Source organism: Mucilaginibacter kameinonensis, assembly GCF_003675385.1.
GTDB classification, from domain to species: Bacteria; Bacteroidota; Bacteroidia; order Sphingobacteriales; family Sphingobacteriaceae; genus Mucilaginibacter; species Mucilaginibacter kameinonensis.
On record NZ_RCWZ01000001.1, the window covers coordinates 242,902 to 259,443 of the forward strand.

At 43.0% G+C, this 16,542-nt stretch carries 13 protein-coding genes and 1 tRNA gene; 8 read left to right on the forward strand and 6 right to left on the reverse strand.

What is annotated here, in order from left to right; translation table 11 throughout:
* The first annotated feature begins 66 nt into the window (after positions 1–66).
* From EAH55_RS00995 to EAH55_RS01005, 3 genes are all read left to right on the forward strand, one after another.
* Complete coding sequence (locus tag EAH55_RS00995; protein WP_162996708.1) at positions 67–1,725, forward strand: outer membrane protein assembly factor BamB family protein; 1,659 nt, start codon at positions 67–69, stop codon at positions 1,723–1,725.
* Positions 1,726–1,822: 97 nt separating this feature from the next.
* Positions 1,823–2,152, forward strand: coding sequence for a hypothetical protein (locus EAH55_RS01000; RefSeq protein WP_121808123.1), 330 nt, complete (start codon positions 1,823–1,825; stop codon positions 2,150–2,152).
* Between the two features lie 256 nt (positions 2,153–2,408).
* On the forward strand, positions 2,409–4,835 hold the full coding sequence (locus tag EAH55_RS01005; protein WP_121808124.1) for an ABC transporter permease: 2,427 nt from the start codon (positions 2,409–2,411) through the stop codon (positions 4,833–4,835).
* Positions 4,836–4,945: 110 nt separating this feature from the next.
* Here the strand turns inward: EAH55_RS01005 and EAH55_RS01010 are convergent.
* A tRNA-Met gene (locus EAH55_RS01010) sits at positions 4,946–5,018 on the reverse strand.
* A gap of 219 nt (positions 5,019–5,237) precedes the next feature.
* Here EAH55_RS01010 and EAH55_RS01015 point away from each other — a divergent pair.
* The gene (locus tag EAH55_RS01015) at positions 5,238–5,660 is read left to right on the forward strand and encodes a nuclear transport factor 2 family protein (protein WP_121808125.1); all 423 of its coding nucleotides are present in this window, start codon (positions 5,238–5,240) and stop codon (positions 5,658–5,660) included.
* A 200-nt stretch (positions 5,661–5,860) separates the two neighbouring features.
* On the opposite strand, the gene EAH55_RS01020 is transcribed toward EAH55_RS01015, so the two are convergent.
* Together EAH55_RS01020 and EAH55_RS01025 are read right to left on the reverse strand one after the other, a co-directional pair.
* Positions 5,861–8,284: a beta-sandwich domain-containing protein gene (locus tag EAH55_RS01020; protein WP_121808126.1), complete on the reverse strand. Its 2,424-nt coding sequence runs from the start codon at positions 8,282–8,284 to the stop codon at positions 5,861–5,863.
* Between the two features lie 129 nt (positions 8,285–8,413).
* Complete coding sequence (locus EAH55_RS01025) at positions 8,414–8,746, reverse strand: DUF6249 domain-containing protein (RefSeq protein ID WP_114939383.1); 333 nt, start codon at positions 8,744–8,746, stop codon at positions 8,414–8,416.
* A 124-nt stretch (positions 8,747–8,870) separates the two neighbouring features.
* Here EAH55_RS01025 and EAH55_RS01030 point away from each other — a divergent pair, with 124 nt between their 5' ends.
* Positions 8,871–9,428 (forward strand): RNA polymerase sigma factor, encoded by a 558-nt coding sequence (locus EAH55_RS01030; RefSeq protein ID WP_114939384.1) that lies wholly within the window; start codon positions 8,871–8,873, stop codon positions 9,426–9,428.
* Positions 9,425–9,838 carry a hypothetical protein gene (locus EAH55_RS01035; protein WP_121808127.1) on the forward strand — a complete coding sequence of 138 codons (414 nt, stop codon included), beginning with the start codon at positions 9,425–9,427 and terminating at the stop codon, positions 9,836–9,838. The genes EAH55_RS01030 and EAH55_RS01035 overlap by 4 nt, the downstream gene beginning before the upstream one ends.
* Positions 9,839–9,944: 106 nt before the next feature.
* Here EAH55_RS01035 and EAH55_RS01040 read toward each other — a convergent pair whose 3' ends face one another.
* The gene (locus tag EAH55_RS01040; RefSeq protein WP_162996709.1) at positions 9,945–10,535 is read right to left on the reverse strand and encodes a C40 family peptidase; all 591 of its coding nucleotides are present in this window, start codon (positions 10,533–10,535) and stop codon (positions 9,945–9,947) included.
* 227 nt (positions 10,536–10,762) lie between these two features.
* On the opposite strand from EAH55_RS01040, the gene EAH55_RS01045 reads away from it, so the two are divergent.
* Complete coding sequence (locus tag EAH55_RS01045) at positions 10,763–12,694, forward strand: glycoside hydrolase family 127 protein (RefSeq protein ID WP_121808129.1); 1,932 nt, start codon at positions 10,763–10,765, stop codon at positions 12,692–12,694.
* A 33-nt stretch (positions 12,695–12,727) separates the two neighbouring features.
* Here the strand turns inward: EAH55_RS01045 and EAH55_RS01050 are convergent, their stop codons facing one another.
* A complete protein-coding gene (locus tag EAH55_RS01050) occupies positions 12,728–13,651 on the reverse strand; it encodes a helix-turn-helix domain-containing protein (protein ID WP_121808130.1) in 924 nt (307 codons plus the stop codon).
* Between the two features lie 228 nt (positions 13,652–13,879).
* Positions 13,880–14,740: an SDR family NAD(P)-dependent oxidoreductase gene (locus EAH55_RS01055; protein ID WP_121808131.1), complete on the reverse strand. Its 861-nt coding sequence runs from the start codon at positions 14,738–14,740 to the stop codon at positions 13,880–13,882.
* A 157-nt stretch (positions 14,741–14,897) separates the two neighbouring features.
* Between EAH55_RS01055 and EAH55_RS01060 the strand changes: the two genes are divergently transcribed.
* Positions 14,898–16,532 carry a hypothetical protein gene (locus EAH55_RS01060; RefSeq protein WP_162996710.1) on the forward strand — a complete coding sequence of 545 codons (1,635 nt, stop codon included), beginning with the start codon at positions 14,898–14,900 and terminating at the stop codon, positions 16,530–16,532.
* The last annotated feature ends 10 nt before the right edge of the window (positions 16,533–16,542 follow it).

A 16,542-nucleotide genomic window follows, 5' to 3' on the forward strand; every position in this document is an offset into this window, starting at 1 on the left:
CATTTAGCTTATAGTAAAAGCCCTCCTTTCAAAATGCCTCATTCCCCGAACCTTATGGTTGATAAGATGTCTTATCATAACATATTTTGCCGTTTCGGCATTTTGATTTTAGCAGTATCGCTGATTGTTTCCTGCAAAAAAAACAAACCCGAATTATCAGCTGATAAATATCTTATTCAGTTTCATTTACCGATATCCGGCGACCCATCCGTTTTAGAAGAAACCCACATTGGCGATGATACCGTGAGCATCAACATTCCTCCGGGCGTTTCGCTATCTAATATTACACCAACCATCTCGTTTGTGGGAAAAAGCATTAGCCCTTCCACAACCTCAAGTGAAGATTTTACCAAACCAGTCCGCTACACCATTACGGCGCAAGACGGGAGTACTAAAACTTACGTGGTATCGGTTCGGTTTTTCTCATCAACTAAAAACATTACTTCCTTTGTATTCAGAGCGACCGATAACCCTGGCATACTAAGTAAAGACGTAACCGCGACGATTAGAAATGATTCTATTGTCGCGATGGTGCCGCCCGGTACCGACCTGAGTAAACTGGTTCCCGATATCACTTATAACGGTCACGTTATTTCTCCTGTGAGCAAGAAAGCCCAGGATTTTAGTGGAACGGTGAACTATACACTCACCGCCGAAGACCTTACCAGCGTTACTTACAAGGTGTTTACCGGCGCAGCAGGCACATTATATTTTGGCGACAATAATGGTTATATCTATGCACTGGATGCGGTTAGTGCCCGCATTAAATGGAAGTTTCAAACCGACGGCGCTATTGTCGCTACACCTACTGTTTATAAAAATACGCTGATTGCCGGCAGTAGCGACTCTTACGTTTATGCTATTGATACAGCAAAGGGAAAGCTGATATGGAAAACATTCGTGGGCAGCGGAGTAACCGAGCCGCCTTGCGTGGCCAACGATAAGATTTATGTTGGCGGATTTGAGTTTTATGCCCTGGATGCCCGAACCGGCAAAGAAATATGGAACGCCGGTACCCGCGGCCCAATAAGTATAACGGTAAGTGGCGATAAAGCTTTTGTTACCGACGGTTCCTTGTATTATTCAATTTTGGTCTACAACGCTTCAACAGGCGAACAAATACCGATAAAAAGTGTTTCGTATCTTGGGCTGTCTAATCCGGCGGTGGCAAACGGAAGAGTTTACACACAAGGGGCTGAAAGCCTGCTTCAGGCCTACTCTGTAAGTACGCTCGATACATTGTGGACCTATTTCTTGCCCCACGTAATTGGAAATCCTGTTTCCTCAGCTCCAACAATCAATAATGGCATAGTTTATTTCTGCGGATATGGTCAAAACGCCGGCGAGGTTGGGATCTATGCCCTTGACGCCATTACTGGCACTCGAAAATGGTATGTACCCAACACTTATCAACGTGCGCCGCTTGTACAAAATGGATCTATCTGGGTTACCAACGCCAACCGGGATGCCATTTTTATTCTGGATGCTCAAAGCGGCCAGCAAAAAGCAACCTTCAAATTACCGATTACTACCAATGTTGATACGTTCATGGCCGGCAACATCTTGTTCCAACCGGATAAGGGACAAAGCCTATGGGCTTTTGATCCGCATAATGGCGCAACCAAATGGCAATTTGTGGCCACAGGAGCAGTAACCACATCTCCGTTATTTATTGACGGAAGCGGAAATATTACCCGCCCCGGAAACAGCGGGGAACAAAACTAAATTGAAGATAGATGCTGTCATGAAAGTTTATTTCATGACAGCTCATTATGAGGATAAATAAAATAACTGTTCTGCTTTTTATAAAATTCAATCCATAATGAAACGCAAAATGTTATTAATAGCGATAATGGGTATTGCTTTTATTGCCGGTGTAATCGTATACCTATCTTTATTTACCCGGGCGAGACAAATAGCCACTATGGAGGAGCAGGCAGGTTATCTTATTCAAAGGGTTGAAGAATATAAAGGGAAATATCATAAACTCCCACAGTATATGGATGACATGCAGCTTAATTTACCCGATAATTATCCCTTTTCTTATACCCTAACAGGGGATGGTTTGAGTTATTTAGTGGGTTTTGAGATTGCGCCTTTTAAATCCATGGTGTATCATTCCGAAAACAAAACATGGATACCTCAACAATAGTTGATACTGTTTAAGATTCCCGAACTGGTCGAAATTTATGGTTTCAACCTAAAATAAAGCAAGCCTCCTCCTCAGTTTACGCCCGGTTTAATTTCAAAGCTTTAACCGTCCGGATACAGACAGTAATTGTTCCACTCACGAACAGTTTTCAAACCCCAAACACCCTACAAAAAGCTAAAAATCAATAACTTAAAAACATGGCACAACATTTATGCTGAATTCTTAGCAAAAAGTTTTCTACTTAAACCCAAACCATATGATACGAAACTACTTTAAGATTGCCTGGCGCACTATTGTTCGCAATAAAAGCTATTCGGCCATTAATATTGCCGGACTTTCGGTGGGGATAGCGGCTTGCCTGCTCATATTTGTAGTTGTTCAGTATGAGCTCAGCTTTGATACTTTCCAGCCGGCTTATAAAAGCACTTACAGGATAGTTACCAAACATGACCGGTCCGGGACTATTAATTACAGCAGTGGCGTTGCTGCTCCCGCTGTCGACGCTTTGCGGTTGCTTTTTCCACAAGCCACAGTTGCAGGTATCGATGCCATATATGGTAGCCAGATCATGGCACAATCCGCTGGTGGCAATCCGGCTAACGATAAAAAATTTATCGAAAAAACAGGGATCATGTTTGCGGAGCCCCAGCTTTTTGATGTTTTTCCGGCAACATGGCTCGTGGGCGGCTCATCGGCCTTAAAAGAGCCCAATATGGTAGTAATAGATCAAACCAGTGCCGAAAGATATTTTGGCGACTGGCATTCGGCCGTTGGTAAAACATTGAAGATGGACAACCTGCTAACCTTGAAAGTGGCGGGCGTAATTAAGGATGCGCCGGCTAATACAGATATCCCTCTGAAATTGCTGGTTTCATACATTACCTGGAAGAAGAATGCCAAAAGCTACGGCTACTTTAACGACTGGGGCGAAACCAGCAGTAACTACCAGGTTTACATTAAATTTCCGGCCAATGTTTCGCAAAGCAATATTCAAAAGCAATTGACAAGTTTTTCGGACCAGCAATTTGATAACGCCAAACGCCTGGGCCACAAAAAATACCTGGCAGCACAACCTTTAACAGACCTACACTTTGACACCCGTTTCGGCAATACATTAGGTGATCATCTTACCAGCATAACAACCTTGCGCACATTATCATTGATAGCCGCGCTGATCATTGTTATGGCGTCCATTAATTTTATTAATCTATCTACCGCTCAATCTGTTGGCAGATCGAAAGAAGTGGGTGTGCGTAAAGTACTTGGTGGTACACGTCTGCAGCTGATTGGGCAGGTTATGGGCGAAACAGCTATTATAGTGCTGTTATCGGCCGGTATTGCATTGTTTATTGCGCAGCTGGCTTTACCATTTCTGCAAAATATAGCCAGCGTGCCTGCAACCATAGGTTTGTTCAATACCGGTACGGTACTTTTTCTTGGCGGTGTTATCACCGTGGTAATTATACTCTCGGGGATTTACCCTGCCCTTATCGTTTCCGGCTTTAAACCTATCGTGGCCCTAAAAAACAAAATAAACGCGGCATCTGTAGGCGGCATATCTCTCCGCCGGATTCTGGTGGTTACACAGTTTACTATCTCGCAAGTGCTCATTATAGGCACGGTGATCGCCATTAAACAAATGGATTTTGTGAACAATGCCGACCTCGGGTTCAATAAAGATGCCGTGCTGGTGCTCCCCTGCCCTGCAGATAGCATTGGCCTGTCGCGCGCAGTGAGTTTTAAGCAGCAGGTACTGACCATACCGGGCGTAAAGGCCGCCAGTTTCGCGTCAGACGTGCCATCATCTGATAATAACAACTCAACCAATTTCAACTTTAATCATTCAGATAAAGACCCTGGCTTTAACGTTTATATAAAAACAGCCGATGCCGACTACTTTAAAACCTTCGGACTTCATTTTGTAGCCGGACAGGGATATGATCAAAGCGAGATCCTGCACCAGGTAGTGATCAATGAAACCATGATGCACAAACTTGGTATCAACCGCGCTCAGGACGCGCTGGGGAAAACCATGAGGTTTGGCGATAGCAACTGGCTGCCGATAGCCGGCGTAGTTGCCGACTTTAAAACCAACTCCATGCGTGAGGAAGTTAAGCCGCTTGTGATCTATCCGCAAAAAGCATTCGAGCAGGAAATAGCCATAAAAATTGAGGGCGGCAAACTGACTAAAACCGTAGCCGGCTTGCAAAACCTTTGGTTAAGCCGCTACCCGGAATACGTTTACAGCGGCTTTTTCGTTGACGACAGCATTGCCAGTTTCTACAAACAGGAAAACCAGCTCGAACTGATCTACAAAATATTTTCACTGATTGCCATTTTCATTTCATGTCTCGGTTTGTACGGACTGGTATCATTTATGGTAGTACAGCGTACCCGCGAAGTGGGTATCCGGAAAGTTTTAGGTGCTCCGGTAAGCAGTATCGTGTACTTGTTTTCGAAAGAATTCATCGCGCTTATTGCCATCGCGTTCATGTTGAGCGCACCAGCAGCCTGGTATATCATGAAAAGCTGGCTGCAAACTTTTGCTTATCGTATCTCGCCGAGTGTATGGGCGTTTATTGCAGCTATCACGGCTTCGTTATTGATAGGCTGGCTCACCGTGGGCTATAAAGCCGTCAGGGCCGCGTATGCCAATCCTATCAAAAGTCTGCGCTCGGAGTGAGGTTTGGGTTAACTTCGGCAATAAAAAGAACCCTTATATTGACCAAAGTGCAAAATTTAGAAATCAAAAAAGCCCCAAATCTTTCGACTTGAGGCTTTTGACTTTTAAGGTAGCGGGAACAGGACTCGAACCTATGACCTTCGGGTTATGAGCCCGACGAGCTACCAACTGCTCCATCCCGCACTGTTTTGATAGTGCAAATGTACAATAAGTTATCACATCTGTGTGTCACAAATCAGGGCAGACGGTTAACAATTACTTAACACGCTATCAACTAACCCTTTAATTTCATTGATATAAGTCAATTTCTTTCTTATGATACATCAATGTGCAGCTTTCCGGCGCTTTGCACTTTTGTGATGTCCTGACCGATGAACGGTCACAATCATAAAACACAAGAAAATGAAAACCGCTAAAGAATTATTGCTCGCCTATCTCGAAAATATCAATAACCCCGATAAAGCCATAGAACTTTTTGCCGATGATGCCGTTTTTGAACTCCCCTACCTGGCAAGCCTGGGTTTACCCTGGCAATGGAAAGGCCGCGAAGTGATCTACAATTTCCTTAAAAACCTGCCTAAAACATTCGGCAATTTTAAATTTCAAAACATCAGAATCCATATTGATACGCCAGACCAGGCATTTGGCGAGTATGATGTAAATGCCATAGTCAACTCTACAGGCCGGCCCTATCCACAAACTTATATGGGGCGTGTGGTTGCAGAAGATGGCAAGATCACGCTGATCCGCGAAGCGCTGGATATGGCTATAGTAGCTAAAGGGATGTTCCCGGATGGGTTAACGCATTTAACCGAACAGGCATGATTATACAGGTTTAACGAAAAACTGTCATTTTGATTGAGCAGACCCGGACCGGGCGAATAAGATTTCTCCTTGCTCCATCGCTCTAATCCAGCCACTGTTTGTCGGAAATGACAGTTTTTATTAAAAAAATCTATATTGAAGCTTTCCTGATAGATTACTTCATATCCCCGTCGATCTTTTTAAAATAACAACTTTCTCCATCAATTAGCCACGTCATTATTTTCAATTCCTGTCCTGTTTTTATTAATCCTGTCTTTCAGGCCACCAAAGTTATAGTTGAGGCTAATGCTGAATGACCTGTAATAGTTCATGCTTTGGTAGGTTTGATTAAACTGCGGACCAAAAGTTTTGCTTACGCTGTTGCGGTATTTGGTGAACGGATTTTTAATACCGCCAGAGATACTGAATTTATTTTTTACGATATCCTTATTGAAGTTAAACGCGCTGTAAAAAAAGCCATTGGTATACCCTTGCAAACCTGTAGGGTTCCTGCTGTTCACACCCAGATCGGCATTCAGGGCCCAACCATGATTGAGGCGCACAACGTTTGATAAAGTAACGCCATACATCATTACGTTGTTGTTCACCGTTTTTCCGTCGGCCTCACCTTGCAGCCACAGGTACATGGCGTTACCATTCAGGCTTGCATTGTATATGGAAGTTACCGGGTAGCTTAGGTTAAAGTTTACACCCGCACTATTAGCTTTGCCGGTGTTTGCATAGGTTATTTGCGTAATTTGTGTTGCCTGGTTAAAGTTAACCACCTGCACATCAAGATTGTTCATGAATGAATAGTCGAGCCCGATGTTTACGGATAGCTTTTTGTTGCTGCTGTAGCCAAACTGGATATCGTTCAATAAAACCGGCCTTAAATTCGGATTACCAGTAACTTCGATATTAGGATTTGAACGGTCGACATAAGGGTTAAGCCTGTTAATGCCCGGCCTCCTGATCCTCTGCGAAAAACCAAAGTTGATGCTGTTTTCATTTTTAAATCGTTTGCTTACCGCTATGGACGGCACCACGTTAAAATAATTCTGAGCGGCTACGGACGCTGTGCTCATGAAATTTGCCCGGATCACTGTCTCCTCTACCCTTACACCGGCATTAATATTCCAGCTGTTTAAAGCCAACTGATAAGAGTTATAAGCGCTAAACACGTTTTGTGTATTAGTAAAAGCGTTTGACTGTGCCGCGTCATGCTCGTAGGCGCCGCTTGCATCATTTAGTGAGCTATAATCAAAATCGCTGCTATTATTCCTGAATATGGCTTTAACACCGGCATCAATGGTTACTTTATTTACCGGGGTAGTAAAATCAACCTGCGCGGTATGTTCTTTAAATCGTTGCTTATCGGTTTGCCTAAAATCAGGCGTCGTAAAGTTCACACGGTCAAAAAATCCGACACCGTTATTCCGGTTATTGGCTTCGGCGCTGTACATGTATGAAAAAGTAAGCAGCCTGTTTTTAACCCCTTTAAAGCCTAATTCGTAGTTGATGCCAGCATCAATACCGTGATCTGTCGCATTACCATCGTTTTGAAAAGTATATTGTTCCAATTGGTTTTTACCGGCCAATACAGATGATTGCCCGTTGTGATTATTACCGCGGGTGCCATTGTAATTAAACTGGGCGGTCAGCAAACTCAGGGTATCTATCTTAAAACTTAGTTCGGTACCCAAATAGGCGGTTTTATTATTGGAGCGCTGATAGCCGTGCTGGTCAAGTGTGGTTAAAGCGGTATCCACACGTTTGTTTGTATTATAGGTTTGAGGTGAGTTATTAATGCTGCCACCACCAAAGGCAGAGATACCAAACCTTCCTTTTTTGGCCGTAAATGAACCGCCAACTCCGGGGCCGCCTGTGGGTAAGCTTTCATTGATATTTACAGAACCATTTATACCATCGTTGATCTTTTTGCTGGTGATAATATTGATGATACCGGCCAACCCTTCGGCATCATATTTTGAAGGCGGATTGGTGATCACTTCTATCCGCTCAATAGTTGAAGCAGGGATGCTTTTCAAAACGGCCTTCAGGTTATTTTCTAAACTATTTGATGGTTTGCCGTTGATGAACACCCTAAAGCTTGAATTTCCTTTCAGCAATAAATTATCATTACCATCTAACGAGAGGTAAGGAATTTTGCGCATCATGCTTAACACATTATTTCCTTTACTTTCCGGATCAGCCTTTAGGTCGTAAATGATCCTATCCGCTTTTTGTCTGATGATAGGCTTTTCGGCAGTAATGGTAACCTCTTTAAGGTTGGTCATTGCATCGCTTAAATAAACCGGTTTAAGCTCCATTGTTTTTTGCTGATGTGTCAGGTCAAGCGCTATTGTTTTTGAACTATACCCAATAGCATTTACCAGCAGGGTGTAATTGGCAGCTTGTACAGCGGTAAAGCTGAAAGAACCATCTTCTTTAGTAGCAGCAACCATTAAGGTTTCATTGGCCGCGTTTTTTAACCTCACGGTTATCAGCGGCAGCGGTGCTTTACTTACCGAATCGGCAATGATACCTTTTACCTGTAGCTGAGTTTGGGCGTAACTATTTATATTAACAGAGATAAATACAGCTATCATGATGATGAAGCGTATTAGTGTTTGTTTAGTTTTCATATGTGTAAGGGTGTTAGATTTAAGGTGAATTTTTAGACAAAAGGCTTCCCGGAGAGAAATTTCTCTCTTAAAATTTGGAGGCGCGAGCGGCTAAACCGCCCGCTTAGTACAATAAATTAAGCTGATTATTTAATTGCCTCGGCGGCGAAGCAAGAGGTAATAAAGCAGGAAGCCCGCGGCAATAAAGATCATTTCAACACCGTATGGCACCGGTGAGTCTTCGGCACTGTAAGGAATAAATTGCATTACTATAAAACCAATGCCGGCGCAAAGCAGGATAAGTCCCCATTTTAAAGCTTCGTTACCTGAGTTTAACTGCGCCAAAAATTTAACACTGTTCTCATCCAGCGGGCCCGCTTTAATGATGCGTTTTTTCAGCATGTAGTTATATAAGGCAAGTATGAATATGGCAATCAGTATAAAGAATACTATGATGACGATGAATGGCATTAACTGTTTCATGATATTGTTTGTTTAAGTATTTGCTACAGTAGTCAACATCTGCGGCAGCCCGGTTGCAATTATTTTAAAATATTTTTTATTTCTTTTTTGCAACCGCCAAACCGCATATATTGACTACTGTAATATGTTTAATGAACACGAGGTTGTATCCAGGATATTAAATAAAGATCTCCGGGCTTTTGAACTGCTGGTAAAGCAGTATGAGAAGCTGGTTTTCTTTGTGATAAACAGATTGGTACAAGACCAGCAAAACAAAGAGGATATTTGCCAGGAGGTTTTCATTAAAATACACCAAAACCTGCACCGTTTTGAGTTTCAGTCAAAGTTATCAACCTGGATAGCCCGCATTGCTTATTTAACCGCTGTAAACTATTTAAAAAAGCATAAGAACAATTCCCCTTCCGAATATCCTGAAAATATTGACAATTATCACTTTACAGATGAAACCCCGGAACAGGAACTGATAAAAAAGAATACCGCCGCCTATGTTAACCTGCTTATTGAGCAAATGCCGCATCAATATAAAACAGTATTGACGCTGTATCACCTCAATGAGTTTTCATGTGCCGAAATCGAGGAGATCACCGGCATACCGGAAGGAACAGTGAAAAGTCACCTTTTTAGGGCGCGTAAATTATTGAAAGAAAAAATTGAAAAAGATCTTAAGAAAGAAAACATATGAAAGAGCTGAATGACGACGAATTACAGGAGCTATTGAACAATGGCCTGGTTCCGGATAACAAAACACTTTCGGACGAAGACAAGGACGATCTGCTTGCTTATCAAAACCTGTTCACCGCGCTAAGCACGGAACCGGAACAAGGCTTGCCCATGAGCTTTGCGGCAAACGTAAAACGCAAGCTACAGGAACAAGCCAATCGTAAAAGCGACCTGCGCTTTAACCTGCTGGCACTGGCGATATTTGCAGCAGGCTTAACGCTGGCTTATGGCTTGCTTTCGGTAATGAGCCCCGAAAGTGGCGATATGTTTTTAAGTGCTGTGATCAGTTTTAAATGGGTATTATTGGTACTGGTTGCCGGATTTATAGGCTATCTATTTATCGACCAGAGATTGGTGAAGAGAAGTTATTAAAAAAGGTTTGGAGACGCATAATTGCGTATTAGAAAATACAAAGCAGACTTGCATGTTTTATAACCATGCAAACGGGAGGCGCGGTTATGCGCTTCTGCATAAAAAATTAACGGGCTTCTTCTAAGGTATCAGGCACAGCATTTTCATCCTCTTCCTGTGCTTGAGGATCTTCTTTAAACACACGAATGGTTTTTATATACCTGCGTTGGTACCTGTCATTCATAGCAGTTATTGTAACGCCGTTCTCATCGCCCGAAGTAGAATGGATAAATTCCAACGGTTCGCCGGGTTGTGATATAACTATACCGATATGGCCTGCGCTATGATAATTGTGGCTGCGGGTACCGGTGAACAATATCAAATCGCCAAATTTGGCATCTTTAATATCAATGCCCTTAACCGGCGCAAAATCTGAAGAACTGCGGGGAATGGAAATACCAAAATGAGTAAAAACATAATTCACAAAACCCGAGCAATCAAAACCCCGTTCGGGATTGCTTGAACCGTACCGGTAGCGGATACCTTTTAGTGTTTGAGCAAATTCAACCAGTTCATCGGGTGTGGTTTCGCCTGTTTCGTAATTAGTTTCAATTTCAGCGTAGTGATGCCTTAACCTGGTGTGGCTGTGCAATTTGGCTGCTTTATTTGCTTTATGTTTTTTTGATGCATGAAGTACGGCAGGCTTTACCGGCTTCATAAGTGATAGACAAGCTACAAGGAGGAGTTTGGAACCAATTACAAAATGCATGTTGTAATGATAGGTAAAAAATTCCGGGGATAGTAATCAAATTGTAAAAAAGATGGTGGAGGTATGATACTATTATTTCATTTCCTTGATCAAAAGGATCAAATTGTGTGTTAAAATAACAATTATTAAAATCATTGCTTATTTTAGTACTGCCAATCCAATTGTAGTACCCAACCATGATAACCACAAAAATACCACATCGTTTTTTAACGCTGTTTTTAATATTAATTTGCCTTTATACTTCCCTTCAGGCGCAAAGCCAATCTACTCTGCATTCGTTTAAACTGCAACAGGTTACGCTTTTACCCGGCGTGTTCAAAGATGCTCAGTTAACCGATAAAAAGTATATCCTGGCCTTAGATCCAGATCGCTTATTGGCCCCATATTTAACCGAAGCCGGGTTTAAGCCGAAAAAGAAAAGCTATTCAAACTGGGAAAACACGGGTCTTGATGGGCACATCGGCGGGCATTATCTGTCGGCCTTGTCATTTATGTACGCCTCTACTCATGACGCAGAGTTAAACCGCCGGTTAGATTATATGCTGACCGAACTAAAGCGCTGCCAGAATAAAATAGGAAGCGGCTACCTTGGCGGTACACCCGGAGGTACTGCCATGTGGAAGGATATTGCCGCCGGCAAAATTGAAGCTGATACCTTTGCCCTTAATAAAAAATGGGTACCGCTTTACAACATCCACAAGCTTTTTGCGGGCCTGAGGGATGCCTACACCATTGCCGGAAAAGCTGAGGCTAAAACAATACTGATTCGTCTTACAGATTATATTTATGGCGTTTCCTTAAAATTGAGTGATCAGCAGATCCAGACCATGCTTATTTCGGAACAAGGTGGCCTAAACGAAGTATTTGCCGATGTATCGGTTATAACGGGTCAGGATAAATACCTCAATCTGGCCCGGAGGTTCTCGCATAAAGAGATCTTAAACCCGTTGATCCAGGGTCATGATGAACTTAACGGGTTACACGCCAATATGCAGATCCCGAAGGCTGTCGGGTTTCAACGCATTGCAGAAGTTGGCGGCGACGCGGACTATGGCAAAGCAGCACAGTTTTTCTGGGAAACAGTGACCAATAACCGTTCGGTTGTAATAGGTGGCAACAGTGTTAATGAGCATTTTAACCCGACGGGTAATTTTACCAAAATGATAACAGACATTGCCGGGCCCGAAACCTGCAACTCCTACAATATGCTCAAATTAACCCGTCACCTTTTTGAGCACTCTGTAGATGTTAAATACATGGACTTTTACGAACGGGTTTTATACAACCATATCCTATCAAGCCAGCACCCTGGCCATGGCGGGTTTGTTTATTATACATCTATGCGTCCGCGCCATTATCGCGTTTACTCGCAGCCACAGGTTGATATGTGGTGCTGCGTAGGCTCGGGGATGGAAAACCATGGTAAATACGGTGAGCTCATTTACAGCTATCAGCAAAAAAACATTTATGTAAACCTATTTATTGCCTCCCGCTTAAACTGGGCGGCGCAGGGATTGATACTTTCACAACAAACCCAGTTCCCGGATAAGGAGACCACCAAGCTTATCGTTGAAGCGGTAAAACCGGGCAAGTTTGATATTAACATCCGCTACCCGCATTGGGTAAAAGCCGGTAAGCTGCAAATCAAGGTTAATGGCGTAAATGAGCCAATTGATGCCCAGCCGGGCTCCTACGTGAAGCTTAACCGGGCCTGGAAAAAAGGCGACGCCATAGAAGTACGCTTGCCTATGGAGTTGAGCACTGAAGCATTGCCGGATAGTTCGCACTATGTAGCTTTTTTGAACGGCCCGATTGTATTAGCAGCAAAAACGGATACAACAGACCTGGATAATTTAATTGCCGATGGCGATCAGTTTGGCGGCTATCGTGCAAGGGGGAAAATGTACCCGTTAAACGAAGCCCCTGTAATAACCGGCAACCTGACTGATGTAGATAAATACCTGAAACCCGTGGCCGGTAAATCGCAAACTTTCGTGGCCCCGGAGCTGATCAGTCCGGCGAAGTATAAAAACCTGGAGCTTATTCCTTTTTATAAATTACATGATGCCCGCTACATGATTTATTGGCACGAGGGCAATCTAAAATAAACGAGAAGTTAATAAAGGAGCTCTACCCGGTTCTTAGTTAAAAGAGCGCCTGAACTCAAGCGGGGAAAGATTTGTTTTAGTCTTGAATAATTTGCTGAACGATTGCGGATGTTCAAAACCTAACTCGTAGGCCACCTCGCTTACCGATAAACTGGTGGTTGACAATTTCTCCTTTGCTTTTTCGATAAGTTTATGGTGGATGTGCTGTTGCGCGTTTTGCCCGGTAAGGGAGCGCAACATATCACTCAGGTAACTTGGCGATATATTCAGCTTTTCTGAAAGGTATTGTACTGTCGGGATGCCCTGACTTAAAGACCTGTCGCCGGAAAAATATTCATCTAAAATTTCTTCCAGTTTTAGCAACAGATCGCTGTTTACCGCTTTCCGGGTAATAAACTGGCGTTTATAAAACCGGTTGGCGTAATTGAGCAACAATTCTATTTGGGAGATAATAACGTCCTGGCTAAAATCATCTATCCTGCTGTTCAACTCTTCTTCAATAATTTTGAAGATGGTAATGATGGTTGTTTTTTCCTTTTCCGATAGGTGCAGCGCTTCATTGGCCGAGTAAGAAAAAAAACCGTACTGTTTGATCTTTTTCGCCAGCGGATAATTCCACAAAAAGTCAGGATGGATGAGCAAAGTATAAAGGGCGCAGTTAGTTTCATTATATTCATTATTGCCGCCGATAACCTGGTTAGGGGAAGCAAACAATAATCCACCCTCGTCAAAATCATAATAATCCTGACCATATTTTATCGGCGTGCTGAACCTTGGCCGGTACGAGATCTTATAAAAACTAAGCACATGGCCACCGGATGGCGGCCTCGGTGAACCCGGGCTGTTCGCTTCGGAAATTAAACTGATCAGCGGGTGCAGCGGTTTGGGTAAACCAAAAGCCCGGTGCACATCCGATAGCGAATCAAATTTATGAGGACTGCTTTCTTCTTTTTTCATCTCAAAACTTAATACAATGATAACCGATAATATGTTTAGATACCGGTTATCATCGGTGTTTTACAAAGCTGTGTCAACTCACCCCGACGTCGCTGCGCTTGTCACCCCTCTCTACGCAAGCGCAAAGAGGGGATTTGTTTTCTATCTTCCTTCCTACCCTCTTTCCGCCGAAGGCGAAGAGAGGGAGGTGTAGCGAAGCGCAGACTGGGCCAGTCAACTTATCATGGCCTATTTTGGCTGCCCCTGGGCTGCATTTGAAACAGATTCCCATTCTTCCCAAAGGGCCAATCGCTCAGCATAAGCGGCACGGATCCATGGTAAATTATGGCTGCCAAGGAAAAACCTTAGCGGAGGGTTTTCAGCGTCAACAATTTTGAAAATAGCCTCGGGAGTAGCCTCCGGATCGCCTCGCTCCATCGTTTTCAAACCTTCAACAAATTTCGTTTTAAAATCTGTATAGAGATCCATGCCGGCTGCAAACTTCAAGGAGTCCTGGCTGCCAAATTCAGTAGCGTAAGCACCTGGCTCTATAATGGTCACTTTAATACCGAAAGCTTCCACCTCTTTAGCCAAACTTTCGTGAATTGCCTCAAACGCCCATTTTGAAGAACAGTAATAGCCAATCACCGGCAGGGTCACATGGCCAAGCCCGCTTGATGTGCCCAGGATATGACCGCCGCCCTGCTCCCGCAACAAAGGCAACGCTGCCTTGATCACCGACAGTGTGCCGAAAATATTGGTTTCATATAATGCCCTTACATCGTCAGCGCTTCCTTCTTCAATTGTGCCAACTAATGAATATCCGGCATTATTAAGCACAATATCTAATCGCCCAAAATGCGAATGAGCTTGCTCTACTGCTTTCTTTACCTGATCGGGATTGGTTACGTCGAGCTGTAATGTCAATACGTTTTCGCCATATTCTTCTTTCAAATCGGCAATGCTTTCCAACTTACGTGCCGTAGCGGTAACTTTATCGCCACGTTTTAACGCGGCATCGGCCCAAACACGTCCGAAACCACGCGAAGCGCCTGTAATAAACCATACTTTAACGCCTTTGCCTTTTGAGCTATCATTTTGATGTTCCATAATTTTTTATTCTGAATACATCAAAGGTCTGCAGATGCTGTTGTCTACATGTAGCTTAACCGGGGGATGTTGTAGCCAAAATCAGAATCTTATCGTAAGCAACAAAGCTTCTCATCGCATTGATAATTTACATTCCAATATTTATCTTCATTGCGTTATGAAACGTTGCCTTATCACACTAATTTCCTGTACACTCTTGTTAAACATCTCTTTTGCTCAGGCTCCATCCGCGGCAATTGACAGCCTTATCAAATTCAAGATTATAACAAGCAAAGACCGTTCGGTGTTGGAGAAAGTACTAAGGGAGAAGAGACATTCTTCTCATCAAGATAGAAGAACTGTTTCTGACCGGCTTGCAATCCTTATCGGTTTAGAAAGTGTCGTGGAGCAGAAAACATTTCATTTAAATTCGCGCAAAACCGGCGGCCTTTGGATTTCTTACAGTGGCAGTTATCCTGTCAAAATGAAACGGGATAGCGCTAACAAATCACTCGGTGCTCTGCTAACAAAAATCAATAACGCGGGGCTGCTTTCTAACAAAGTTTATAAATACGCACAAAAAGATATAGATAGCAGCCGATACATAATTGATATGCAATTGATAGCTGCTTTAGCTGAAATGACTGCGCGCCTGGAATCACTGACGCCTGCAAGATTATTACCCTTGGCGGAACAGCTGCATAAAAGTGGTATTGTTAACGATTCCTCTTTTTTACGATTGCAAAATGATATCCGCGATGAAAAAATAGAATCGATATCCCAATTGAACGGTTACTGGCAATTGAGCCGTACAATAGATCTTGAAAAATACCCTGCCGATCCGCATCTTTGGCTGGAACAGATGCATCGTGACATTGCTTCAATAATACCTGGCCTTAGCTTCACAGATTTCAGCTATACCGAAACACCGGATACTTCTTTATCGATAGGAAATATACATGCAACCAGATTTAAGATCCGCTTCAACTGCAACGGCCAGGTTTACAAACATACATTTGCTTCTATATTTTACAGTAACGACCATGATAAATTGCATCTCTCAGATCTGATGGCAGGAGGTTTTTACCGGGTCTTTAATAAAGTTATAGCAGATCAGCAATCCCCCTTACGGCTGCATAGTGTTATTTTTAATCCACCCTATGTGGCAGAGAATTTCACCAGGTATTTAACAACCATAGCGTTAACTGCGGAACAAGCCGAGATGTTTATACATGAACCCTATTTCCAGTATATGCTGGTAAGTATGGATAGCTATACCAATACGCTAACATCTGCAAAAATTGACAGCGTGATAGCCGGATGGAAAGCCATTGGCCTTTTTGCACATCTTTCAAAAGCGGAAATCGATACTGCGGCGGATAATGTACGGGCGGACGACTGGATTTCAATAAACAGATTGCTGACTAATTTCCCGAAGGTGATTTACCCTTCAGATTCCGCTATGATGTCGCCAACTTATCCCTATGTAACTTTATTAAAACACCTTGCCGGGATCACGCACGGTGCATTTAGCCCAACAAACATCACCCAGAAAAAAGTAAAGGGAGGTGTAAAATTGCAATACTCATTCAAAGGAAAAACACACTCGCACATTTTCAATATGGCAGAAGGATGGCTGGGCACTCCATTTGTCATATTCTTGAAAAACCTTGGCTTGGGGAACAATTTGCCAGGCAAATTTTACCAACTTGATTTTGATGATGTGATCTATTTAACCAAACAGCAATATAATGCTGCCGCAAAACATAAACTACTGAATTTTACAGGAGAAACATCTCCCAAAAACCAATAACCCGGTAAGC

What these genes read in the sequence shown, in the direction of transcription:
- EAH55_RS01025 (WP_114939383.1), bottom strand. Translation starts at nt 8,746, where the DNA reads ATGAAACAGTTAATGCCATTCATCGTCATCATAGTATTCTTTATACTG.
- EAH55_RS01040 (WP_162996709.1), bottom strand. Translation starts at nt 10,535, where the DNA reads ATGAAGCCGGTAAAGCCTGCCGTACTTCATGCATCAAAAAAACATAAA.
- EAH55_RS01055 (WP_121808131.1), bottom strand. Translation starts at nt 14,740, where the DNA reads ATGGAACATCAAAATGATAGCTCAAAAGGCAAAGGCGTTAAAGTATGG.
- EAH55_RS01045 (WP_121808129.1), top strand. Translation starts at nt 10,763, where the DNA reads ATGATAACCACAAAAATACCACATCGTTTTTTAACGCTGTTTTTAATA.
- EAH55_RS01020 (WP_121808126.1), bottom strand. Translation starts at nt 8,284, where the DNA reads ATGAAAACTAAACAAACACTAATACGCTTCATCATCATGATAGCTGTA.
- EAH55_RS01005 (WP_121808124.1), top strand. Translation starts at nt 2,409, where the DNA reads ATGATACGAAACTACTTTAAGATTGCCTGGCGCACTATTGTTCGCAAT.
- EAH55_RS01035 (WP_121808127.1), top strand. Translation starts at nt 9,425, where the DNA reads ATGAAAGAGCTGAATGACGACGAATTACAGGAGCTATTGAACAATGGC.
- EAH55_RS00995 (WP_162996708.1), top strand. Translation starts at nt 67, where the DNA reads ATGTCTTATCATAACATATTTTGCCGTTTCGGCATTTTGATTTTAGCA.
- EAH55_RS01050 (WP_121808130.1), bottom strand. Translation starts at nt 13,651, where the DNA reads ATGAAAAAAGAAGAAAGCAGTCCTCATAAATTTGATTCGCTATCGGAT.
- EAH55_RS01000 (WP_121808123.1), top strand. Translation starts at nt 1,823, where the DNA reads ATGAAACGCAAAATGTTATTAATAGCGATAATGGGTATTGCTTTTATT.
- EAH55_RS01060 (WP_162996710.1), top strand. Translation starts at nt 14,898, where the DNA reads ATGAAACGTTGCCTTATCACACTAATTTCCTGTACACTCTTGTTAAAC.
- EAH55_RS01015 (WP_121808125.1), top strand. Translation starts at nt 5,238, where the DNA reads ATGAAAACCGCTAAAGAATTATTGCTCGCCTATCTCGAAAATATCAAT.
- EAH55_RS01030 (WP_114939384.1), top strand. Translation starts at nt 8,871, where the DNA reads ATGTTTAATGAACACGAGGTTGTATCCAGGATATTAAATAAAGATCTC.